Below are 21,815 nucleotides of genomic sequence, written 5' to 3'. Positions count from 1 at the left end.
TTCGATAGGTAAGCAAATGGAGTCATATTTTTCGGTCATCGAATTAATTCCGTCGATCCGACAAATTTAAAACACCAACCGGGAGCGAAATACTGCCTGTCCGCAGATGAACGCGGATATCAAGCGAGGATCAGACATGATCAAGCGTACTCTTGCCACCCTCACCACTGCTGCGTTTGTGCTCTCCTCGGCGGCGGCTTTCGCCGCGGGCGCGCCCGCCTCCGCGCCCCCCGCGGCCACGCCGCAGGCCAAGGTGCAGACCACGGCACAGGCGACCCCCACCCCGATCAAGGTGGCGGCCCAGACCAGCAAGAAGAGCTGCGAGAAGGAATGGACCACCGGCCACAAGGCCGGGAAGCTGAACGGCCTCGGCCAGAAGGACTTCCTGTCGAAATGCATGAAGGGCGCCTGAGCGGCGCCGACGGGCGGGGTGCCGCGCGGCATCTCGCCCGCCATCGCTCTCGCCTCAATGGCGCGAAGCGGCTAAAACCTGTCGCGAGGGGGCGAAGCGCGAGCCCTCCCCGCGCCGGCGGCGGCACCACGGCAGACATCCGCAAGGTGCGACATGCCGGTCCTGAATGCCTTCTCCTCCCCCCGGAACCGTGCTGCGCGCAGCCTGTTTGCCGCCGCCGCACTCGCCGCCCTTGCCCTTGCGGCACCCGCGAACGCCCAGAGTTCGGCGGTGATGAAGCAGTGTTCCGAGCGCTGGAACGAGATGAAGGCCAAGGACCAGACCGGCGATCTCACCTATCGCCAGTTCTTCCAGCAATGCACCGCCAATGCGGCGCCCTCCTCCGCCCCGGCGCCCAAGCCCGCCACAAGCACCCCCGCCGCGAGCGCGACGCCCGCCACCGGCGGCGCCTCCGCCAAGGACTGCGCGGCGCGCTGGAACGACATGAAGGCGAAGGACCAGACCGGCGATCTCACCTATCGCGAGTTCTCGCAGTCCTGCATGGCGGGCACGGCGCCGAAGGGCGCCGCCACCGGAAGCCGCACCTCGGTGCCGAGCGCCGGCGCCAAGCCGCTGGCAACGGAGAAGCCGGCACCCGCGAAGCCCGCGCCGAAGCCCGCCGCCGCGCGCGAGGAGCAGGACAGCGAGAGCGACAAGGCCGCGCTCACCCGCTGCAATGCGCAGTGGCAGGACTACAAGGCCAGGAACAACCTTAGCGGCGCCAAGGCCTGGCACGTCTTCATGGCGAAGTGCCTCTAGGTTATTTTGCCGGCTCAATAGAAATCGATTTTGAAGCCTTCATGCCGGCGCTCGAAGCCGGCGCGCTCGTAGAAGCGGTGGGCATCCAGCCGCTGCTTGTTCGAGGTGAGCTGCAGCGAGCCGGCTCCGCGCCGCTTCGCCTCCGCTATGGCAAAATCCATCATCGCGCGGCCGACCCCCATGCCGCGCGCCTCCGGGTGCACCTGCACCGCCTCGGCGATCGCCAGCAGCGCGCCCCGGCGCGTCAGCGCCCGCATCAGCACGAGTTGGAAGGTGCCGAGCACCCTCCCCTCGCGCTTTGCCACATAAATCGTGGTGCGCGGGTCCTGCGCGATGTCCTCGAAGGCGCGCTCATAGGCCGGCAGGTCGGCCGGATCCGTGCTGTCGCGCACCCCGAGCAGCGTCTCGGCGGCGAGGATGGCGATGATGTCGGCCAGATCCGCGCGGCTGGCGGGCTCGATAATGAGGGCGTCGCGCGCGACAGGCGCCACGGCGGCATTGTCGGCTTCGGTCATCTGGCCGTCCCCCTTGCTGTCATGGCAGGGGCCGCCCCTGCCAGACCTGACGCACCCGGAAACTGGCCCCCCGGGGTCAAGCCCGGGGATGGCGGTCGATGTCGCGCAGGCGGCGCACGGGAATGCGCCGGCGCGGGGGGAATCAGATTCCGAGCTTCGCCTTCAACAGGTCGTTCACCGCCTGCGGGTTGGCCTTGCCGCCGGTGGACTTCATCACCTGCCCGACGAACCAGCCCAGCATGGTCGGCTTGGCCAGCACCTGCTGCACCTTGTCCGGGTTGGCGGCGATGATGGCGTCGACGGCCGCCTCGATGGCGCCGGTGTCGGTCACCTGCTTCATGCCGCGCGCTTCCACCACCGCGCGGGGATCGCCGCCCTCGGTGAACACGATCTCGAACAGGTCCTTGGCGATCTTGCCGGAGATGGTGCCGTCGGCGATCAGGTCGACGATGGCCCCGATCTGGTCGGCCGAGACCGGCGAGGAGGAGATGTCCTTGCCTTCCTTGTTCAGTCGCCCGAACAGCTCGTTGATGGTGAAGTTCGCCACCGCCTTGGCATCGCGCCCCTTGGCGGCGGCCTCGTAATAGTCGGCGGTGTCCTTCTCGGCGACCAGCACGTCGGCGTCATAGGCCGAGAGGCCGTAGCTGGCGACGAAGCGCGCCTTCTTCTCGTCCGGCAGTTCCGGGAGATGGACTTTCAGCGCCTCGACGAAGGCGTCGTCGAATTCCAGCGGCAACAGGTCCGGGTCGGGAAAATAGCGGTAATCATGCGCTTCTTCCTTGGAGCGCATCGAGCGGGTCTCGCCCCGGCCGGGGTCGAACAGGCGGGTTTCCTGGTCGATGGTGCCGCCATCCTCGATGATGCCGATCTGGCGGCGTGCCTCGACCTCGATCGCCTGGCCGATGAAGCGGATCGAGTTGACGTTCTTGATCTCGCAGCGCGTGCCGAAATCGTCGCCCGGCTTGCGCACCGAGACGTTCACGTCGGCGCGCAGGCTGCCCTTCTCCATGTCGCCGTCGCAAGTGCCGAGATAGCGCAGGATGGTGCGCAGCTTGGTCACATAGGCCTTGGCTTCCTCGGAGGAGCGCAGGTCCGGCTTGGAGACGATCTCCATCAGCGCGACGCCGGAACGGTTGAGGTCGACCAGGGACTGGCTCGGATGCAGGTCGTGAATCGACTTGCCGGCATCCTGCTCCAGATGCAGCCGCTCGATCCCGACCTCGATCTGCCCGTCCGCCGTGTCGACCAGCACCACGCCCTCGCCGACGATCGGGTGCTTGAACTGGCTGATCTGGTAGCCCTGCGGCAGGTCCGGGTAGAAATAGTTCTTCCGGTCGAACACCGAGCGGTTGTTGATCTGCGCCTTCAGCCCCAGGCCGGTGCGCACCGCCTGCTTCACGCATTCCTCGTTGATCACCGGCAGCATGCCGGGCATGGCGGCATCGACCAGCGAGACGTGCGAATTGGGATCGCCGCCGAATTCGGTGGAGGCGCCGGAGAACAGCTTCGAGTTCGACGTCACCTGCGCATGGATTTCCATGCCGATGACGACCTCCCAGTCGCCGGTCGCGCCCTTGATCAGCTTCTTCGGGTCTGCGGGGCGGGCGTGCATGTTCATCGCGTCAACCTGTTCCATCGCGCCGCCCATGACGAGGCGGCTCACGGCATGCCGTTTCCTATACAACAGACGACTGTCCTGACAACCGGCACGCTGACAAACGGCTCGGTGGTCAGGTACGCACCGACACGCCGATGGCGGGCGATTCAGGCGCCGCGCATGTCATGGCCCATCACAATTGCGCCAAAATTCGCCTTCGACGAAGAAATTAGACCATCGGCCTATATTGGTTAGTTCATTTTACCAATTATAGCTGAACGGCGGAGCGTCTCGTTTCAGGCATCATCTCTAAAAAGGCCCCATGGCTCCAAGGGCAATAAAAAGCCTGACACCCAAGGAGGAAAACGTCGGATGTCGACCGGACTACTCGCATTATTGGCCTTCTTGCCGATTCTTTCCGCTGGCGTATTGCTGATCGGTTTTCGTATTCCCGCCCGTATCGTGATGCCGATCACCTACGCCATGGCCGTGGTCATCGCGCTGTTCGTGTGGGGCGTGAGCGCCAACCGGGTCATCGCCTCGTCCCTGCAGGGCCTCATCCAGACCATCGGCCTGCTGTGGATCATTTTCGGCGCCATATTGCTGCTGAACACCCTCAAGCATTCGGGCGCCATCTCCACGATCCGCGCCGGCTTCACGTCGATCAGCCCGGATCGGCGCGTGCAGGTCATCCTCATCGCGTGGCTGTTCGGCTCCTTCATCGAGGGCGCCTCCGGCTTCGGCACCCCGGCCGCCGTCGCGGCGCCGCTGATGGTGGCCGTCGGCTTCCCGGCGATGGCCGCCGTCGTGTTCGGCATGATGATCCAGTCGACGCCCGTGTCGTTCGGCGCGGTCGGCACGCCGCTGATCGTCGGCGTGCAGACCGGCCTCGACCAGGCCGCGATCACGGCCCGGCTCACTGAGGCCGGCTCCTCATGGCAGGCGTTCTTCCACGTCATCACCTCGGAAGTCGCCATCATTCACGCCATTTGCGGCACGCTGATGCCGCTGTTCCTGATCGTGGTGATGACCCGCTTCTTCGGTCGCAACAAGTCCTGGACCGAAGGCCTGTCCATCGCGCCGTTCGCCATTCTCGGCGCGTTCGCGATGACCATCCCCTATGTCGCCTCCGCCGTCTTCCTCGGCGCGGAATTCCCCTCGCTGATCGGCGGCCTCGTCGGCCTCGCCCTGATGACGGCCGCGGCCCGTGCCCGTTTCCTGATTCCCAAGGACAGCTGGGACTTCGCGCCGCCGTCGGAATGGCCCAAGGAGTGGTTCGGCGCGGTCGACATCAAGCTCGACAATCTGGCCAAGCGCACCATCCCGCTTGCCCTGGCGTGGGCCCCCTATGTGATCCTCGCCGTCGTGCTGGTGATCAGCCGCACCATCCCCTCGATCGGTAGCGCGCTGAAGGCCGCGACCGTACCGGTGGTCGGCATCATGGGCGAAACGGGCATCAACGGCGATTTCCCGATCCTGTTCTCGCCGGGCGGCCTTCTGGTCCTGGTCTGCCTGCTCACCTTCTTCCTGCACCGCATGTCGTTCTCCGGCTTCGCCAGGGCGGTTCATGAGAGCACCGGCACGCTGCTCGGCGCCGGTTTCGTGCTGATTTTCACCGTGCCGATGGTGCGCGTGATGATCAATTCGGGCGTCAATGCCAGCGGCTTCGACAGCATGCCCGTGCTGGTCGCAGAGTGGGTGTCGACGCAGGTGGGCGCGGTCTATCCGTTCTTCGCTCCCTCCATCGGCGCACTGGGCGCGTTCCTCGCGGGCTCGAACACGGTCAGCAACCTGATGCTGAGCCAGTTCCAGTTCTCGGTGGCGCAGGGCCTGGGCATCTCGTCGGCGCTGATGGTGGCCGGTCAGTCGGTCGGTGCCGCCGCCGGCAACATGATCGCGATCCACAACGTGGTCGCGGCGTCCGCCACGGTCGGCCTGCTCGGCCGGGAAGGCGCGACGCTGCGCATCACCATCCTGCCGACCATCTATTATCTGTGCCTGACTGGCCTGATTCTGGTGCTGGGGTTCTACGTGTTCGGCCTCGGCGATCCGCTCACCGTGCGCTGACACGCCGGATCGTGCCTAGTCTTCGCGGCGACCGGGACTCCCCCGGTCGCCGTTTTTCTTTGTCCGGCGCGCATGGCGGCCGGCTTTTCCGGGAAAATTGCGACAGATCAACAACGCTGCGGCGCCCTCGCCTCATGCTGCCGGCACAGTCCGTCACGAAGGAGGCGTCACATGCACATCGATACGATCGACGAAAGGCTGGCGCTGTTCCGCGCCATGATGGAACGGGCCGGCTTCGACCCTCAATTCCCCCTCATCTCCAATGACGAACTGCGCGGCGGCGCCCAGCGCTGTCTCGGCTGCCGTTCCGGGGAGACCTGCCGCGACTGGCTGGAAACCGCGCCCGACCACGCATCCGTCCCCGGCTTCTGCCGGAACGCGGCGCATTTCACCGATTGGGCGGCGCGTCAGGTGTCGATGGAACAGGAGACGCTCAGCGAAGCGGTTCACGCGCTGGATCGCTGACGCCGAGCCTTGGAAGAGAGCGCGGCCGGGCTCAGCCCAGCCGCTCGTTCTCATAGTCGATGACCCACTGGATCAGGATGCGCCAGAGCTTCTCGACCAGCTCCGGCGGCACGCCCTGGGTCTCGGCCTGCGCGCAGACCTTCTCGACCACATCCTCGACGCGCTCGGGCAGCAGTGCCGCCAGCCCCTCGGTCTTCTTCACGGCGATGACGTGCTTCACCACCTCGAAGCGCCGCGCCAGAAGCTCGACGATCTGCGCGTCGATCCGGTCGATCTCCGCCCGGAACGGCAGCAGCGCGGCTTCGTTTTCAGGCAGCCGGCGCGCCATTACTTCCACCAATGATCGGGGCACGGGAAGCGGCCGGCCGCCTCCTCGATCACCTGGCCGAGCGAGAACAGCCCCTCCTCGCCGAACGGACGGCCGATGAGCTGCAAGCCCAGCGGCAGGCCGTCGGAGGACAGCCCGGCCGGCACGGCGATGCCCGGCAGGCCGGCCATGTTGAGTGTCACGGTGAACACGTCCTGGAGATACATCTCCACCGGATCGGCGCCCGATTTCTCGCCGATGCCGAAGGCCGGCGACGGCGTGGCTGGCGCCAGCACCGCGTCGACGCCGTCGGCGAAGGCGTTCTCGAAGTCGCGCTTGAGCAGGGTGCGCACCTTCTGGGCCTTGAGGTAATAGGCATCGTAATAGCCGGCCGACAGCACATAGGTGCCGATCATGATGCGCCGGCGAACCTCGTCGCCGAAGCCGCCGGCGCGGGTCTTCTCGTACATGTCGATGATGTCGCGGCCCGGCACGCGCTCGCCATAGCGCACGCCGTCATAGCGCGCGAGGTTGGACGAGGCTTCGGCCAACGCCACGATGTAATAGGCCGGCAGCGCATATTTGGTGTGCGGGAGGCTGATCTCGACGATCTCCGCCCCCGCCTCGCGCAACATGTCCGCGCCCTTGTCCCACAGAGCGGCGATCTCGGCCGACATGCCGTCGACGCGATATTCCTTCGGAATGCCGATGCGCTTGCCCTTTACCGACGCGCCCACCGCCTGCTGGTAGTCCGGCACGGGAAGGTTGGCGCTGGTGGAATCCTTGGGGTCGTGGCCGGCCATGGAGCGCAGCAGCAGCGCCGCATCGTTCACCGAGCGGGCGATCGGGCCGGCCTGGTCCAGCGAGGAAGCGTAGGCGATGATGCCCCAGCGCGAGCAGCGGCCATAGGTCGGCTTGATGCCGACCGTGCCGGTAAAGGCCGCGGGCTGGCGGATCGAGCCGCCGGTATCGGTGCCGGCCGCGCCCGCGCAGATATGCGCCGCCACCGCCGCCGCCGAGCCGCCGGAGGAGCCACCGGGCACCAGCGTCTTGTCAGAGCCCTTGCGCCGCCACGGGTTCACGGCCGGGCCGAAGGCGCTCGATTCGGTGGACGAGCCCATGGCGAACTCGTCCTGGTTCAGCTTGCCGAGCAGCACCGCTCCGTCGCGCCAGAGCTGCGAGGTGACGGTCGATTCGTAGGTCGGCACGAAGTTCTTGAGGATGTTCGAGCACGCCGTGGTGCGCACGCCATCGGTGGCGAACATGTCCTTGATGCCGAGCGGGATGCCTTCCAGCGCGCGCGCCTCGCCCTTGGCGATCCGTTCATCGCTGGCCTTCGCCATCGCCAGCGCCTTTTCCGGCGTCGCCAGCACATAGGCGTTGAGCGCGCCGGCCGGCGCCATGGCGTCGAGATAGGCCTGCGTCAGCTCGGTGGCCGAAAAGCGGCCTTCGGCGAGCCCCTCGCGGGCGGCTGTGATGGTGAGGCGGGTCAGTTCGGTCATCGCGCTCACTCCACAACCTTGGGAACGGCGAAGAAGCCGTCCTCGGCATTGGGAGCGTTGGCGAGGATACGGGCGGGGTAGAACCCGTCCGTCACCTCGTCCGCGCGCATCGGCAGCGTCATGGGGATGACGCTGGTCATCGGCTCGACGCCGGAGACATCCACCTGCGCCAGTTCATCCACAAAGGCGAGAATGGCATTGAGCTCGCCCTGCAGATGGGCCACCTCGTCCTCGGTCACGGCAATGCGCGAAAGACGCGCCACCCGCCGGACCGTCGCCTGATCGACCGCCATCTCAAAATCCCGAACGCTGAATTGCTACCGCGCGCCGTATAGCAGGGCGGTGGCCCGCCCCGCAACGCGCTACGCCCGGTTCATTCGGCGATCGGGACACCTGAAGCGGGTGCCGCCCGTCAGGAGCTGGCGGCTTCCAGGCACTTGCCGGCGGCCTGCGCATTGGAGCGGGCGCTGCCCATGGCGACCTTGCCGCCCTCGACCAGCGACTTGGTGGTGTTGGTCACCACGGTGCGAAGGTCGGCCGAGCCCAGCGAGGGCAGCGCGGCGGCGTAGATCGCCTTGCCGTCCGCGTTCAGCCCAGCCGCGCAGGCGTCGCCGGCCGCCTTGTCGGCATGGGCGAGCGGGGCGGCGAGGATGGAGGCGGCAGCGAGCGCCGAGGCAACGAGCGCGCCGCGCGAGATAAGACGGATGTTCATGATGTTTTCCCTTTCGAAACACGAATGAGGTCGGCGGCGTTCAGTGCACGCCGACGCGATTGACCGGACCGCCGCGATTGACCGGCGAACCGGCGCGCGGCGCAACACCCACGCCGGGAGCGCCCACGCCCACGCCGGGCGCGACACCGACGCCCGGAGCGCCGACACCGCCGACGCAGCCAACCGGATAGCCCGGCCGGGTACAGGCCACCGCCGCGCGGGCCACCGGAGCGGCCGGGCGCACGACGCAGCCGACGGGCACGCCGGGACCGTTGCAGTAAACCACCGCTTCGGCCGGGCCGCTGCCAGCCGGGACGAACAGCGCAAGGGCCGCGGCGCCGAGGAGCGCGCGCAGCGCCCATGCACCACCGCGCGAGACGAAGGCAGAGGAAATCCCCGGATTTTTCATGGCGCTTCCTTGGGTTGACATTGGACTTGAAACGGGGCGCGTATGCATTCGGTAAAAAGATCCCGTCATCAATGCCGAAGATTGGTCGCATTGCCCAGCGATATTGCCGCTAGGGAAACACCATTCTCTACTGGAGTATCAAGGTTGCCGAATTACGGCTCACCCTCCGCGTTCCCTACCGCCTGCGCGCGCGCATCGAGCGCCATTCTGCTGGCCGACATCGCCGCATTGCGGGCGCAGCCGGCATTCGTCGAAGCCACCCTCGCCTTCGCCGCCGGCATTGTGAGCACCTATAGCGGCAGCCACCTGCTGAACCGGCTGATGAACGACCGCGGACGCTTCGTCCTCTCGCTGCTGGTGCTCGACATGCATTTCGAGTCGCTGACCGGCAGCGCGCGCGGCGGGCTCACCTCGACCCGGCTGAAGGCGCAGGCCACCGGCCTCGGTCTGTGCAGCCCCGGCCGCGCCGGCGCTGTGCTCGCGACCTTCCGGCTGATGGGCCTCGTCACCAGCGTGCCGGATCCCGACCGGCGCCTCAACCGGCTCGCCGCGACCGAGAAGCTGATCGCGATCCACCGCCAGCGCTGGCACCGCACGCTGGAGGCCATGGCCGGACTGATGCCCGAGGGCACACAGGGGCTGGAGCGGCTCGATCAGCACGCTTTTCTCGCGCCGTTCATCAGCGCGTTCCTCCTGCCGTTCCGCGAGGGCTGGCGCATGGTGGACGACGTGCCGGAACTCGCCATGTTCACGGAGCGCGACGGCGGCATGGTGCTCGCCTTGTCGCTCCTGGAAACCGGCCACGGCGCCCCGCCGCGCCCTATCGCCCATCTCGCGCGGCATTTCCGGCTGTCGCGCTCGCATATTGTCGGCATGCTGCAGGAAGCCGAGCAGGCCGGGCTGGTGCACCGCCCCGAACCGCGCGGCGGCGCGATCGCCCGGCCGGCACTCATCGTGGCGCTGGAGAAGCTGGTGGCGGTCGCGATGCTGATGCAGGCGCAGGCCGTGCGCCACGCCTGCGCCTGCATGGAACAGCGGGACCGCGCGCCCTGAGCCGTCAGACGCTGACCGGCACGCCGTTTTCCGGCACGATCACCGTCGCCTCTTCCTCGACCAGCGCAACGAAGCGCTCGGCCGTCGGCTCCAGCGGCGGGAACGAGGCGTAATGGCACGGAATGACGGTCAGGCCCGGCAGATAGCGTTTCACGGCCAGCGCCGCGCTCTCCGGCCCCATGGTGAAACGGTCGCCAATGGGGAGGATCACGATGTCCGGCTTGTGGATTTCGGCGATCAAGGCCATGTCGGAGAACAGGTCGGTATCGCCCATGTGCCAGATCACCGGTTCGCCCGGCGCCTTCACGATCAGGCCGTTGGCATTGCCGAGATAGACCGAATGGCCGTCGACCATCGCGCCCGAGGAATGGTCGGCCCGCACCATGGAGACGGAGAAGCCGTCGAGCCATACCGTACCGCCGGTGTTCATCATCTCCAGATTCGCCACGCCCTGATGGCCAAGCCAGGAGGCCAGATCGGCATTGGCGACCACGGTGGCGCCGGTCGCCTGCGCGATCGCCACCGTGTCGCCGACATGGTCGCCATGGCCGTGGGTCAGCAGCACATGGGTGGTGCCCATCACCGCCACGTCGCGGCCGGAGCGGAACGACGGATTGCCGGTCAGGAAGGGATCGATCTGCACCACCTTGTCCGCGAAATCGAGGCGGAAGGCGGAATGGCCGTACCAGGTGATCTTCATCTTTGTCTCCTGAAGGATAAGGTCGGGCGGGAGATTAGAGCGCGTCGATGACGGCACAAGTGGCGCCCGCGCGGCGGTCGTGCTAGCGCATCGGCCATGAGCGCGCCCCTTCTCTCCCTCACCGATGCCGCCGGGCTGCTGCCCGCGCGCGGCAGCCTGATCGGCCTCGATCTCGGCACCAAGACCATCGGAGTCGCCAGCAGCGACCCCGACCGGCGTATCGCGGCGGGCGTCGAAACCATTGCGCGCAAGCAGTTCACCCCCGATGCCGGCCGCATCCTTCAGCTCGCGGCGGCGCGCGGCGTGGTCGGCTTCGTGCTGGGCCTGCCGGTGAACATGGACGGATCGGAAGGCCCGCGCGCGCAGGCCTCGCGCGCTTTCGCCCGCAATCTCGCCCGGCTCACCGATCTGCCGATCGTGCTCTGGGACGAACGGCTGTCCACCGCTGCCGTCGAACGCGATCTTATTTCCACCGACATGAGCCGCGCCCGTCGCGCCGAGGTGGTGGACCAGCAGGCCGCCGCCTTCATCCTGCAAGGCGCGCTGGACCGGCTGCGCTTTCTCGCGGAATTCCGGGACTGAACCATGGAAAGCGTGCTGTCGGCGCTTGTGCCGGTCTTCCTCACCATCGCGCTGGGGATCGGGCTGAAGCGAACCCTGCTGCCCGAGGAAGCACACTGGATCGGGCTGGAGCGCCTCACCTATTACGTGCTGTTCCCGGCGCTGATCGTGGTCAACATCGCCCGCGCCGACCTTACAGGCGTCGCGGTCATGGAAGTCGGCAGCGCGCTGATCGGCTCCATCGTCCTGCTGGCGGCGGTGTTCACGGTCCTCCGGCGCCATTTGTGCCGCATGTTCGGCATGCTGGGACCGGCCTACACCTCGTTCTTCCAGGGCTCGCTGCGCTGGAACACCTATATCGCGCTCGCCGTCTCCGGTTCGCTGGCCGGGCCGGCAGGGCTGGCGGTCGCCGCCGTCGCGATCGCGGTGCTGATTCCGTTGCTCAACATCATGAGCGTGGCGGTGCTGACCCGGCATGCCGGAAACGGCGACGTCTCGGCGCGCGGCCTGTTGGTGCAACTCGCGCGCAACCCGTTCATCTGGTCGTGTCTCGTCGGCGCGGCGATCAACCTGCTGCACCTCCCGGTGCCGAGCATCCTGATCACGTTTTGCGACGTCCTCGGCCGCGCTTCGCTGGCGCTCGGGCTTCTCGTGGTCGGCGCCGGGCTGCGGCTCGGCGATCTGCACCGGCCGCGGCCGGAAAGTCTGGCCGCGGCGGCGTTGAAGCTACTGGTGCTACCGACCATCGCGGTGACGATCGGCCTCGCGCTGGGCCTGCATGGAGTCGATCTGCTGATCGTCTCCGTCGCCTCCAGCGTGCCCTCGGCACCCAATGGCTACGTCCTCGCCCGCCAGATGGGCGGCGACGCGCCGCTGCTCGCCGAGATGCTCACGCTTCAGACCCTCTTCGCCGCCTTCACCATGCCGGTGGTGATCGCGGTGGTCACCCACCTGTAGCCGCCGCTCAGCAGCGGCCCCAGTAACCGGTGCCGCGCATCGGGTTGGTCTCGACCCAGCAACGGCCCTGGCGCGGGCGCGGGCCATAGCCGCGACCGCCATAATAAGCCGGGCCGGGCTCGGCATAATCATAACGCTCGCGGTAATAATTGTTGCGATTATTGGCGGCTCCGGCGATCGCCGCGCCGGCAATCACACCGGCCGCGATGCCCGCGCCGACAGCGCAGCCGTCGCCACAGCGGACATTCTCCACCGGAAGGCTGGCCGGCGCGCGCTCCAGCGCGGCGTTCCCCATAGTCGCGGCGGAGGCCGGGGACAGGGCGAGAGCCGAAAGGGCGGCGATACCCGCCGCGACGGCCGCGCCGCGCACAACGCTGGTCTTGTTCAGGAAACCACTCATCGTCAGCACTCCTTCAGCGCCCAACGGGCATGTGACCGAAAGAACGCCCCACGGCTGTGCTCGGTTCCATACAGGCCGGAAGGACTGAACCCTCCCCACAGCAACATCGACATATTTCGCTGCAACGGCGCTCGCTCTTCAGGCGACGGGGTGAGCCCCCTCAATGCGGCTCCAATGGCCGGCCGTGGATCCGAATATATTCCACAGAGTACCATCAACCGAACCTGTCCGTCTGGCGGGCTCTTCTGCTTCATCACCTGCCAGACCCGGCGATGACGCCGCGTGGGGCGGCCATTACTTGTGTCTCCCTGCCCCGTTTCAGGCGGCTTGTGGACCGCGAGATGGTTGGCGCTACCGCCGCGTGCCGGGGGGCGAGCGCCGAGCGCGGGAGGCTGGCGCCATTCCTGCGTCGTTGTTTCTTGGGAAATCGCGCTTAATCGCTTGCGGTCACCCCGGGCTAAGTCTATCCAGCCGACTTCGATATGACATCGAACCTCAAAGCACCCTTCACGCTCTCGCGCCGCGATCTTCTCGGCATCGAAGGGCTGTCCGCCGGCGAGATCACCGGCCTGCTCGACCTCGCCGAAGAGTTCGTGGTCCTCAACCGTCAGGTCGAGAAGAAACGGGCGACGCTGCGCGGCCGCACCCAGATCAACCTGTTCTTCGAGGCGTCGACCCGCACCCAGTCCTCGTTTGAGCTGGCCGGCAAGCGGCTCGGCGCGGATGTGATGAACATGGCGGTCGGCAACTCCTCGCTGAAGAAGGGCGAGACGCTGATCGACACCGCCGCGACCCTTAACGCCATGCACCCGGACCTCCTCATCGTGCGCCACAGCGCCTCCGGCGCGGTGGAACTGCTGGCGCGCAAGGTCGACTGCGCGGTGATCAATGCCGGCGACGGCGCCCATGAACACCCGACGCAGGCGCTGCTCGACGCGCTCACCATCCGCCGCAACAAGGGCCGCATCCAAGGGCTCACCGTCGCCATCTGCGGCGACATCACCCATTCCCGTGTCGCCCGCTCCAACATTCTGCTGCTGCACGCGCTGGGCGCGCAGGTGCGCGTCGTGGCCCCGCCGACCCTGCTGCCGCGCGACATCGAGCGCTTCGGCGTCGAGGTGCATCACGACATGCGCCGGGGACTGGAGGATGTCGATATCGTCATGATGCTGCGCCTGCAGCGCGAGCGCATGAACGGTTCCTTCGTGCCCTCGGTGAAGGAATATTTCCACTTCTGGGGCCTCGATGAGGCCAAGCTGCGCTACGCGAAGCCCGACGCGCTGGTGATGCATCCCGGGCCGATGAACCGGGGCGTGGAGATCGATTCGGCGGTCGCGGATGGCGCCCAGTCGCTGATCCGCGAACAGGTCGAGATGGGCGTCGCCGTCCGCATGGCGGTGCTGGACGCGCTCTCGCGCACCCTGCCGGGGAACCTGCCCAATGCATGACAGCCGCTCCCCCTCGCCCCGCCCGGTGCTGCTTGCCGGCGGGCGCGTGCTCGACCCCTCCCGCGACCTCGACATCAAAGCCGACCTGCTGATCGCCGACGGCATCATCAAGGACAACGCCTCCGGCCTGTCCTCGGAGGGCCTGCCCGACGGCACCGAGATCGTCGACTGCCGCCACCGCGTCGTGGTGCCCGGCCTCGTCGATATGCGCGCCTTCATCGGCGAGCCCGGCGCCGAGCACCGCGAGACGCTGGCCTCCGCCAGCCAGGCCGCTGCGGCGGGCGGCGTGACCACCATCATCTGCCAGCCGGACACCGACCCCATCATCGACGATCCCGCCATCGTCGACTTCGTCAAGCGCCGCGCCCGCGACACCGCCATCGTGCATGTCCATCCCATGGCCGCCCTCACCAAGGGCATGGAAGGCCGCGAGATGACGGAGATCGGCCTGCTCAGCGCGGCCGGCGCGGTGGCGTTCACCGACGCCAATCACTCCATCCCCTCCGCGCAGGTGCTGCGCCGGGCGCTGACTTATGCCCGCGAGTTCAACGCGCTGATCGTGCATCACACCGAAGACGCCGACCTCACCGGCGCGGGCGTGATGAATGAGGGCGAGCTCGCCTCGCGCCTCGGCCTCGCCGGCATTCCGCGCGCGGCGGAAACCATCGTGTTCGAGCGCGACGTGCGCCTCGCCGCCATGACGCGCGGTCGCTACCACGCCGCCTCGCTGACCTGCCCGGACTCGCTCGACGTTTTGCGGCGGGCGAAAGAGGCGGGCCTCGCCGTCACCGCCTCCGCCTCGATCAACCATCTGACGCTGAACGAGCGCGACGTGGTCGGCTACCGCACCTTCTTCAAGGTCGCCCCGCCGCTGCGCGACGAGGATGATCGCCGCGCGCTGGTGAGCGCGCTGGCGGAAGGCCTGATCGATGTGGTGGTGTCCGACCACAACCCGCAGGATGTCGAGGTCAAGCGCCTCCCATTCTCGGAAGCCGCGTTCGGCGCCATCGGGCTGGAGACCATGCTCGCCGCCGGGCTGCGCCTCGTGAACGACGGCAGCCTCGACCTGATGACGCTGATCCGCGCCATGTCGACCCGCCCCGCCGAATTGCTCGGCCTGCCGGCCGGCACGCTACGCCCCGGCCGCAGTGCCGATATCGCGGTGATCGCCCCGGACGAGGCGTGGCTGCTCGACGCCGCGCAGCTCAAATCGCGCTGCCGCAACACCCCGTTCGACGAGGCCCGGTTCGAGGGCCGCGTCGTGCGCACGCTGGTTTCAGGCCGCACGGTATATGAATACGTGTGAGCGACTTCCCCATTCCGCCGGAAAGGCTCTAAGCTCATCGCCATGAACTGGTCCCTTCCGCTGGTCTCCAGCCACATCGCCGCGCTCATCGGCTATCTCCTCGGCTCGATCCCGTTCGGGCTGATCCTGACGCGGCTTGCCGGCACGCAGGACATCCGCTCGATCGGCTCCGGCAATATCGGCGCCACCAATGTGCTGCGCACCGGGCGCAAGGGGTTGGCTGCGGCCACGCTGCTCGGCGACGCGCTCAAGGGCACGGTGGCGGTGCTGCTGGTCGGCCGGCTCTACGGCTTCGAGGGCGCGCTGCTCGGCGGGCTGGGTGCCTTCATCGGCCATGTCTTCCCGGTCTGGCTGCGCTTTCGCGGCGGCAAGGGCGTGGCTACCTATCTTGGCGTTACCCTAGGCCTCGCCTGGCCCTGCGCGCTGGTCTTCGCCGCGCTCTGGCTCGGCACCGCCTTCGCGACGCGTTATTCTTCGCTGGCCGCGCTGGTGGCGACGGTCGGCACCGCGCTCAGCGCCTTCGTCCTCGCTTCACCCGCGGTCGGCGTGCTGCTTCTGGTCCTCGCCGCCCTGTCCTGGTTCCTGCACCGAGCCAATATCGCCCGGCTGCTGGCCGGCACCGAGAGCCGCATCGGCAGCAAGGGCTAGGCTGTGGCGGGACGCGGCGTTCAGCTCGACGAGACGCAGCGCCGCGACTGGCTCCGCCTGATTCGCACCGAAAATGTCGGCCCCCGCGCCTTCCGCAATCTCGTGAACCGCTTCGGCGGGGCCGCCGCCGCGCTGGACGCCCTGCCGGCCATGGCCCGCCGGGGTGGCGGCCTGTTCCCTCCGCGCATTCCGTCCGTCGCCGAGATCGAGGCGGAAATCGAGGCGCTGGCGCGGCTCGGCGGGCGCTTCATCGCGCTGGGCGAACCAGATTACCCGGCCCTGCTGCGCGAGATCGACGACGCCCCGCCGCTGATCGCGGTGCGCGGCCGCGTCGCTTTGCTCAACCGGCCCACGGTCGGCATTGTCGGCTCGCGCAACGCCTCCGGCGCCGGGCGGACCATGACGGCACGCATCGCGCGCGGGCTCGGCGAGGCGGGCTGGGTCGTCGCCTCCGGGCTGGCGCGCGGCATCGACACCACCGCCCACGAGGCGAGCCTTGCCAGTGGCACCATCGCCGTCATCGCCGGCGGGCAGGACAAGCCCTACCCCCGCGAGAACGAGGCCTTGATGGCGCGCATCGCCGAGCAAGGGCTGGTGCTGACCGAGATGCCCATGGGCTGGGAGCCGCGCGCACGCGACTTTCCCCGCCGCAACCGGCTGGTCTCGGGGTTGTCTCTCGGTGTGGTTGTGGTCGAGGCGGCGGAGCGTTCCGGCTCGCTGATCACCGCGCGGCTGGCCGGCGAACAGGGCCGGGAGGTGTTCGCCGTTCCCGGCTCGCCGCTCGACCCGCGCGCGGGCGGCGCCAATGCGCTGATCCAGCAGGGCGCTGGGCTTGTGACCAGCGCGCGCGACATCATCGAGGTGCTCGCGCCGCTGCGGCAGCATCTGGACGCACGGTCGATGGAGGAGCCGGCGGGCGAACTGGTGGACGATGAGCCGAGCGATGACACCCGCTCACGCATCGTGTCGCTGCTCTCGCCTGCGCCGATGAAGGTCGACGATCTGGTACAGCTCTCCCGCGCCGGCGTCGCGGAGGTTCAGATCGTGTTGCTGGAAATCGAACTCGCCGGCCGGCTGGAACGTCACTCCGGCGGCAGCGTGTCCCTGCTGTGATCGTCCGACATAATCGAGGCCGCCTCCTCGCGTGCCATCTCAAGCAGATAGTGCAGCACAGGCAGGCTGGCGGCATCGGCCATTTCGGCCAGTTGGCCAGCCAGTGAAGCGATATAGTGCGCCGTCTCGCGCGCACCGTTGCGCCGGTCGCGAAGGATCTCGTTCAAGGGTGACTCTTGCCTATCCAAGGGATGGCGAAGGCTAACATCGAAATCCGCCACAATCTATCAGTGGTTTATTCGATCACGACAAAAAGCACTCAGGGTTGTAATTTCGTACAATTCATCGGGCGAAACCGACATTTCCGGCGTCCCGCGACACCTCCGGCCACGGCGCGATGTCCATCGCACGGGCAGAGGTACGGATTGCCCATTTGACAGGGCGTGAAGGCTACCCCATTTTCCGGCCTCTTCCGGGGGACGGGCCTCTCTTTCAAGGACACGGCGGGCGCATGCAGGTCGTCATCGTCGAATCGCCTGCCAAGGCGAAGACGATCAACAAATATCTGGGTTCGGACTACGAGGTCATCGCTTCGTACGGCCATGTTCGCGATCTTCCGGCCAAGGATGGCTCGGTGGATCCCGAGCAGGATTTCCGTATGCTCTGGGACGTCGACCCGAAGGCGCAGAAGCGTCTTTCCGACATTGCCAGGGCGGTAAAGGCCGCCGATGGCCTGATTCTCGCCACCGACCCGGATCGCGAGGGCGAGGCGATTTCCTGGCATGTGCTGGAAATCCTGAAGGAGAAGCGCGCGCTCAAGGACCAGCCGGTCTCTCGCGTGGTGTTCAACGCCATCACCAAGCAGTCGGTGCTGGAGGCGATGAAGAACCCCCGCCAGATCGATGCCGCGCTGGTCGACGCCTATCTCGCCCGCCGCGCGCTGGATTATCTGGTCGGCTTCACCCTGTCGCCGGTGCTGTGGCGCAAGCTGCCCGGCGCCCGTTCGGCGGGGCGCGTGCAGTCGGTTGCGCTGCGCCTGGTGTGCGACCGCGAGCGCGAGATCGAAACCTTCGTCAAGCGCGAATACTGGTCGATCGCCGCCACGCTGGCGACGCCGCGCGCCGAGACCTTCGAGGCGCGCCTTACCGGGGCGGACGGCAAGAAGATCACCCGGCTCGACGTCGGCACCGCCGAGGAAGCCGCCGATTTCCGCAAGGCGCTGGAAGCGGCGGACTATGTGGTGCGCTCGGTGGAAGCCAAGCCCGCCCGCCGGCACCCCTACCCGCCCTTCACCACCTCGACCCTGCAGCAGGAGGCCAGCCGCAAGCTCGGCCTCGCCCCGGCGCAGACCATGCGGCTCGCCCAGCGGCTCTATGAAGGCGTCGATATCGGCGGCGAGACCGTCGGCCTGATCACCTATATGCGTACCGACGGCGTCGACATGGCGCCGGAAGCGGTTGCGGGCGCGCGCAGCGTCATCGGCCGCGACTATGGCGCGCGCTACGTGCCTTCCGTGCCGCGCAAATACACCACCAAGGCCAAGAACGCCCAGGAGGCGCACGAGGCGGTGCGCCCGACCGAACTCTCGCGGCGGCCCAAGGATGTCGCGCGCCATCTGGAGCCCGAGCAGGCGAAGCTCTACGAACTGATCTGGCTGCGCACGGTCGCCAGCCAGATGGAATCGGCCGAGCTGGAACGCACCACGGTCGAGATCGAGGCCAAGGCCGCCGGGCGCGCGCTGGAACTGCGCGCCACCGGCTCGGTCATCAAGTTCGACGGCTTCCTCACCCTCTATCGCGAGGGGCAGGACGATGCCGCCGAGGGCGACGACGACGAGAATCGCCGCCTGCCCGCCATGGCGTCCGGCGAGAGCCTGGCGAACAAGGGCATCAAGGCCGACCAGCACTTCACCGAGCCGCCGCCGCGCTATTCGGAAGCCTCGCTGGTCAAGCGCATGGAAGAACTCGGCATCGGCCGGCCCTCGACCTATGCCTCGGTGCTCGCCGTGCTGCGCGACCGCGAATATGTGAAGCTCGACAAGCGCCGGCTGGTGCCCGAGGACAAGGGCCGCCTGGTCACGGCCTTCCTCCAGAGCTTCTTCGACCGCTATGTCGAATACGACTTCACCGCCGATCTGGAGGAGAAGCTCGACCAGATTTCCGCCGGCGACCTCGACTGGAAGCAGGTGCTGCGCGACTTCTGGGAGAACTTCGCCGCCGCCATCGGCGAGACCAAGGATCTGCGCGTCTCCGAGGTGATCGAGCGGCTCGACGAGTTGCTGACCGCCCACATCTTCCCGCCGAAGGAAGACGGCAGCGACCCGCGCCTGTGCCCGACCTGCGGCACGGGGCGTCTCTCGCTCAAGGTCGGCAAGTTCGGCGCCTTCATCGGCTGCTCGAACTATCCCGAATGCAAGTACACCCGCCCGCTCGCGGTTCAGGGCGAAGGCGACGGCGACGGCGCGGCCAATGGCACCCGCGTGCTGGGCACCGATCCGGTTACCGGGCTTGAGGTCACGGTGCGCGACGGGCGCTTCGGTACCTATCTCCAGCTCGGCGAAGGCAAGGACGGCGAGAAGCCCAAGCGCTCCAGCCTGCCCAAGGGCCTGGCCCCGGCGGATGTCGACCTGGAAACCGCGCTCGCTCTGCTGTCGCTGCCGCGCGAGATCGGCCGCCATCCCGACACCGGCGAACCCATCCTCGCCGGCATCGGCCGCTTCGGCCCCTATGTCCAGACCGGCAAGACCTACGCCAATCTCGACAAGGGCGACGACGTGCTCGCCATCGGCCTCAACCGGGCGGTGGCCTTGATCGCGGACAAGCAGAACAAGGGTCCGGGACGCGGGCGCGGCGCCGCGGGGGGGCGCGAACTCGGCGAGCATCCCTCGCTCGGTGGCGCGGTCACGGTGCGGCCCGGCAAGTTCGGCGCCTATGTCAGCCATGGCAAGGTCAACGCCACCCTGCCCAAGAGCATGGACCCGGAACAGGTCACGCTCGAACAGGCCGTGGAGCTGATCGCCGCCAAGGCCGCCTCCGCTCCCGCCAAGCCCGCGCGGCGCGCGGCGGCGAAAAGCGCGGACAAGCCCGCCACCGCCACCCGCAAGGCCCCGGCCAAGAAGGCGGCTACGAGCAAGGCTTCGGCGAGCAAGACCGCCGCGGCGAAGAAGCCGGCGACCAAGAAGGCCAAGGTCGCCGAATAAGCGGCGCGCACGCGAAGCCGAGGGCGCCGCGCGACGGCGCCCTGCCCCGCCGCCGCAGGCCGTCGCCTCTATTCGCTGAGCGGCGGCGGTGTGCTGGAGCGCAGCGGGCGCTCCTCCATCGCGATCATGGCGGCAAGCGACAGCACCAGCGCGCCGGCCGCCGCGATGAACACCCAGCGGAACGCATCCGCCAGCGGTCCCGTCGTCGCCTGCCCGTCCAGCATCCGCTCCAGGATTTCGTGGCCGTCCAGCCCCGACATGCCGATCACGATCGCGCCGAAGCCGGCGGTCAGCACGGCGCTGCCGAGCGAGCGGAAGAAGTTGATCACCCCGGTCACGGTGCCGAGCTGCGGCATCGGCACCGCGTTCTGCACCGAGACGGTGGCAACCGGCAGCACCGTGCCGAGCCCGATGCCGGTCAGCGCCAGCACGCCGCCCAGCACCGCGACCGGCAGGCCCGCCGGCATCAGCGCCAGCACGGCGAGCGACACGATGCCCATGGTCAGCCCGACCAGCGGAATGCGCTTGTAGTGCGTCAGCCGGCCCATCAGCTTGCCGCTTCCGGTCGCGCCCACCACGACGCCCGCCATCAGCGGAATCAGCGCCAGACCCGACTGGCTCGCCGAGAAGCCGAGCACGCCTTCGAGATAGAGCGGCATTTCGATCGACAGGCCCACCAGCGTGCCCATGGCGAAGGCGGCCGACACCACGCCGGTGCGCACCACGCGGTTGGACAGCACGGCGAGCGGCAGCAGCGGTTCGGTGGTTGAGACCAGCCGAAGCCCGAAGCCGACCCACAGCACGACCGAGCCGGCCAGCAGCGCGAGGATCGGCAGCGAGACCCAGGCGAAGCGCACCCCGCCCCAGCTCAGCGCCAGCATCATGGCGATGGTCGCCGCGCACATCAGCAGCGCCCCCACCACGTCGAGCCGATGCGGATGATGATGCGCCGGCAGCTTTGTGAGCGCGCGAAAGCTCATCGCCGCCGCGATGAATCCCAGCGGCACGTTGATCCAGAAGATCAGCGACCAGTGCAGATGCTCGGCGAAGAAGCCCCCGAGCACCGGCCCGGCGATCGAGGAGGTGATGAACACGGTGGCGAAGTAGCCCTGGTAGCGGCCGCGCTCGCGCGGGGCGACCATGATGCCGATGATGGTCTGCGCCAGCGCGATCAGCCCGCCGCCGCCAAGCCCCTGCACGCCTCGCGCCACGATCAGCCACAGCATGTTCTGCGCCACCGCGCACAGCACGGAGCCGACGAGGAACAGCGCGATGCTGGCCATGAGCACCGGCCGCGGCCCATGGATGTCGGCGAGCTTGCCGATCAGCGGCGTCACCGCCGTGCCGGTCAGCAGATAGGCGGTCACCACCCAGGACAGGCTTTCGAGATCGCTGAACTGGACGCCGATGGTCGGCAGCGCCGTGGCGACGATGGTCTGGTCGAGGGCGCTAAGGAACATGGCCAGCATCACGCCGGTCAATACCGAGCGAATCTCCTCGTGCCCCAGCACGGGAGAGCCGGATTGCTCAGAACGGGCATCCATCCGTTTGATTCTTTCTGTCGCGGCTTGCCCCCGCGCGGCCGGCAAAATCGGCGCTCGCGTCATGAAATGCAAGCGCATACATGGCGCGCCCGACGATCGCGCGCGCCAGTGACGGGAGGTCGACGCCGGGCCGGGATGAGTCTAGCGTCGCCCAGACCCATC

The 21,815-nt window shown here is 67.8% G+C and carries 23 protein-coding genes; 12 read left to right on the top strand and 11 right to left on the bottom strand.

The features are described from left to right. The first annotated feature begins 136 nt into the window (after positions 1 to 136). A complete protein-coding gene (locus MKI84_RS01190) occupies positions 137 to 412 on the top strand; it encodes a hypothetical protein (RefSeq protein WP_241616145.1) in 276 nt (91 codons plus the stop codon). Between the two features lie 153 nt (positions 413 to 565). Then, positions 566 to 1,210 (top strand): hypothetical protein, encoded by a 645-nt coding sequence (locus MKI84_RS01185; protein ID WP_241616144.1) that lies wholly within the window; start codon positions 566 to 568, stop codon positions 1,208 to 1,210. Between the two features lie 14 nt (positions 1,211 to 1,224). On the opposite strand, the gene MKI84_RS01180 is transcribed toward MKI84_RS01185, so the two are convergent. Then, positions 1,225 to 1,725 carry a GNAT family N-acetyltransferase gene (locus MKI84_RS01180; RefSeq protein ID WP_241616143.1) on the bottom strand — a complete coding sequence of 167 codons (501 nt, stop codon included), beginning with the start codon at positions 1,723 to 1,725 and terminating at the stop codon, positions 1,225 to 1,227. Between the two features lie 142 nt (positions 1,726 to 1,867). Next, positions 1,868 to 3,343 carry an Asp-tRNA(Asn)/Glu-tRNA(Gln) amidotransferase subunit GatB gene (gene gatB / locus MKI84_RS01175; protein ID WP_425353786.1) on the bottom strand — a complete coding sequence of 492 codons (1,476 nt, stop codon included), beginning with the start codon at positions 3,341 to 3,343 and terminating at the stop codon, positions 1,868 to 1,870. 351 nt (positions 3,344 to 3,694) lie between these two features. Here gatB and MKI84_RS01170 point away from each other — a divergent pair, with 351 nt between their 5' ends. Next, a complete protein-coding gene (locus MKI84_RS01170; protein WP_241616142.1) occupies positions 3,695 to 5,389 on the top strand; it encodes an L-lactate permease in 1,695 nt (564 codons plus the stop codon). A 171-nt stretch (positions 5,390 to 5,560) separates the two neighbouring features. After that, positions 5,561 to 5,854, top strand: coding sequence for a DUF6455 family protein (locus MKI84_RS01165; RefSeq protein WP_241616141.1), 294 nt, complete (start codon positions 5,561 to 5,563; stop codon positions 5,852 to 5,854). Positions 5,855 to 5,885: 31 nt separating this feature from the next. Here the strand turns inward: MKI84_RS01165 and MKI84_RS01160 are convergent, their stop codons facing one another. The 5 genes from MKI84_RS01160 to MKI84_RS01140 form a co-directional block, all read right to left on the bottom strand. Continuing rightward, on the bottom strand, positions 5,886 to 6,182 hold the full coding sequence (locus MKI84_RS01160) for a chorismate mutase (protein WP_241616140.1): 297 nt from the start codon (positions 6,180 to 6,182) through the stop codon (positions 5,886 to 5,888). After that, positions 6,182 to 7,663, bottom strand: a complete 1,482-nt coding sequence (gatA, locus tag MKI84_RS01155) for an Asp-tRNA(Asn)/Glu-tRNA(Gln) amidotransferase subunit GatA (protein ID WP_241616139.1) — start codon at positions 7,661 to 7,663, stop codon at positions 6,182 to 6,184. The genes MKI84_RS01160 and gatA overlap by 1 nt, the downstream gene beginning before the upstream one ends. Positions 7,664 to 7,668: 5 nt before the next feature. Next, on the bottom strand, positions 7,669 to 7,956 hold the full coding sequence (gene gatC / locus MKI84_RS01150; protein ID WP_241616138.1) for an Asp-tRNA(Asn)/Glu-tRNA(Gln) amidotransferase subunit GatC: 288 nt from the start codon (positions 7,954 to 7,956) through the stop codon (positions 7,669 to 7,671). Positions 7,957 to 8,075: 119 nt separating this feature from the next. Further along, positions 8,076 to 8,375 carry a hypothetical protein gene (locus tag MKI84_RS01145; protein WP_241616137.1) on the bottom strand — a complete coding sequence of 100 codons (300 nt, stop codon included), beginning with the start codon at positions 8,373 to 8,375 and terminating at the stop codon, positions 8,076 to 8,078. A 40-nt stretch (positions 8,376 to 8,415) separates the two neighbouring features. Continuing rightward, complete coding sequence (locus MKI84_RS01140; RefSeq protein WP_241616136.1) at positions 8,416 to 8,784, bottom strand: hypothetical protein; 369 nt, start codon at positions 8,782 to 8,784, stop codon at positions 8,416 to 8,418. 144 nt (positions 8,785 to 8,928) lie between these two features. Here MKI84_RS01140 and MKI84_RS01135 point away from each other — a divergent pair, with 144 nt between their 5' ends. Continuing rightward, the gene (locus MKI84_RS01135; protein ID WP_241616135.1) at positions 8,929 to 9,837 is read left to right on the top strand and encodes a hypothetical protein; all 909 of its coding nucleotides are present in this window, start codon (positions 8,929 to 8,931) and stop codon (positions 9,835 to 9,837) included. Between the two features lie 4 nt (positions 9,838 to 9,841). On the opposite strand, the gene MKI84_RS01130 is transcribed toward MKI84_RS01135, so the two are convergent. Further along, a complete protein-coding gene (locus MKI84_RS01130; RefSeq protein WP_241616134.1) occupies positions 9,842 to 10,537 on the bottom strand; it encodes a metal-dependent hydrolase in 696 nt (231 codons plus the stop codon). A gap of 96 nt (positions 10,538 to 10,633) precedes the next feature. On the opposite strand from MKI84_RS01130, the gene ruvX reads away from it, so the two are divergent. Continuing rightward, a complete protein-coding gene (ruvX, locus tag MKI84_RS01125) occupies positions 10,634 to 11,119 on the top strand; it encodes a Holliday junction resolvase RuvX (protein ID WP_241616133.1) in 486 nt (161 codons plus the stop codon). 3 nt (positions 11,120 to 11,122) lie between these two features. Continuing rightward, positions 11,123 to 12,055 (top strand): AEC family transporter, encoded by a 933-nt coding sequence (locus MKI84_RS01120; RefSeq protein ID WP_241616132.1) that lies wholly within the window; start codon positions 11,123 to 11,125, stop codon positions 12,053 to 12,055. Between the two features lie 7 nt (positions 12,056 to 12,062). Here MKI84_RS01120 and MKI84_RS01115 read toward each other — a convergent pair whose 3' ends face one another. After that, entirely contained in the window at positions 12,063 to 12,455 is a 393-nt protein-coding gene (locus MKI84_RS01115) for a hypothetical protein (RefSeq protein WP_241616131.1), read from the bottom strand. Positions 12,456 to 12,937: 482 nt separating this feature from the next. On the opposite strand from MKI84_RS01115, the gene MKI84_RS01110 reads away from it, so the two are divergent. Genes MKI84_RS01110 through dprA form a run of 4 tightly spaced genes read left to right on the top strand, consistent with a single transcriptional unit; the run spans position 12,938 to position 16,970 of the window. Then, complete coding sequence (locus tag MKI84_RS01110; protein ID WP_241616130.1) at positions 12,938 to 13,903, top strand: aspartate carbamoyltransferase catalytic subunit; 966 nt, start codon at positions 12,938 to 12,940, stop codon at positions 13,901 to 13,903. Then, complete coding sequence (locus MKI84_RS01105; RefSeq protein WP_241616129.1) at positions 13,896 to 15,209, top strand: dihydroorotase; 1,314 nt, start codon at positions 13,896 to 13,898, stop codon at positions 15,207 to 15,209. Before MKI84_RS01110 ends, MKI84_RS01105 begins: the two co-directional genes overlap by 8 nt. A 42-nt stretch (positions 15,210 to 15,251) precedes the next feature. Continuing rightward, a complete protein-coding gene (gene plsY / locus MKI84_RS01100) occupies positions 15,252 to 15,857 on the top strand; it encodes a glycerol-3-phosphate 1-O-acyltransferase PlsY (RefSeq protein WP_241616128.1) in 606 nt (201 codons plus the stop codon). 3 nt (positions 15,858 to 15,860) lie between these two features. Further along, entirely contained in the window at positions 15,861 to 16,970 is a 1,110-nt protein-coding gene (dprA, locus tag MKI84_RS01095) for a DNA-processing protein DprA (RefSeq protein ID WP_241616127.1), read from the top strand. Here the strand turns inward: dprA and MKI84_RS01090 are convergent. Beyond that, positions 16,940 to 17,137 (bottom strand): hypothetical protein, encoded by a 198-nt coding sequence (locus tag MKI84_RS01090; RefSeq protein ID WP_241616126.1) that lies wholly within the window; start codon positions 17,135 to 17,137, stop codon positions 16,940 to 16,942. The genes dprA and MKI84_RS01090 overlap by 31 nt on opposite strands. 284 nt (positions 17,138 to 17,421) lie before the next feature. Here MKI84_RS01090 and topA point away from each other — a divergent pair, with 284 nt between their 5' ends. Beyond that, positions 17,422 to 20,109 carry a type I DNA topoisomerase gene (gene topA / locus MKI84_RS01085; protein WP_241616125.1) on the top strand — a complete coding sequence of 896 codons (2,688 nt, stop codon included), beginning with the start codon at positions 17,422 to 17,424 and terminating at the stop codon, positions 20,107 to 20,109. Between the two features lie 68 nt (positions 20,110 to 20,177). Here topA and MKI84_RS01080 read toward each other — a convergent pair whose 3' ends face one another. Beyond that, positions 20,178 to 21,653, bottom strand: a complete 1,476-nt coding sequence (locus tag MKI84_RS01080) for an MDR family MFS transporter (RefSeq protein ID WP_241616124.1) — start codon at positions 21,651 to 21,653, stop codon at positions 20,178 to 20,180. Positions 21,654 to 21,815: the final 162 nt, after the last annotated feature.

The organism is Ancylobacter gelatini, from assembly GCF_022601675.1.
Classification (GTDB): domain Bacteria; phylum Pseudomonadota; class Alphaproteobacteria; order Rhizobiales; family Xanthobacteraceae; genus Ancylobacter; species Ancylobacter gelatini.
Note: the sequence above shows the minus strand (reverse complement) of the source record. Positions and strands in the feature narration are given on the sequence as shown.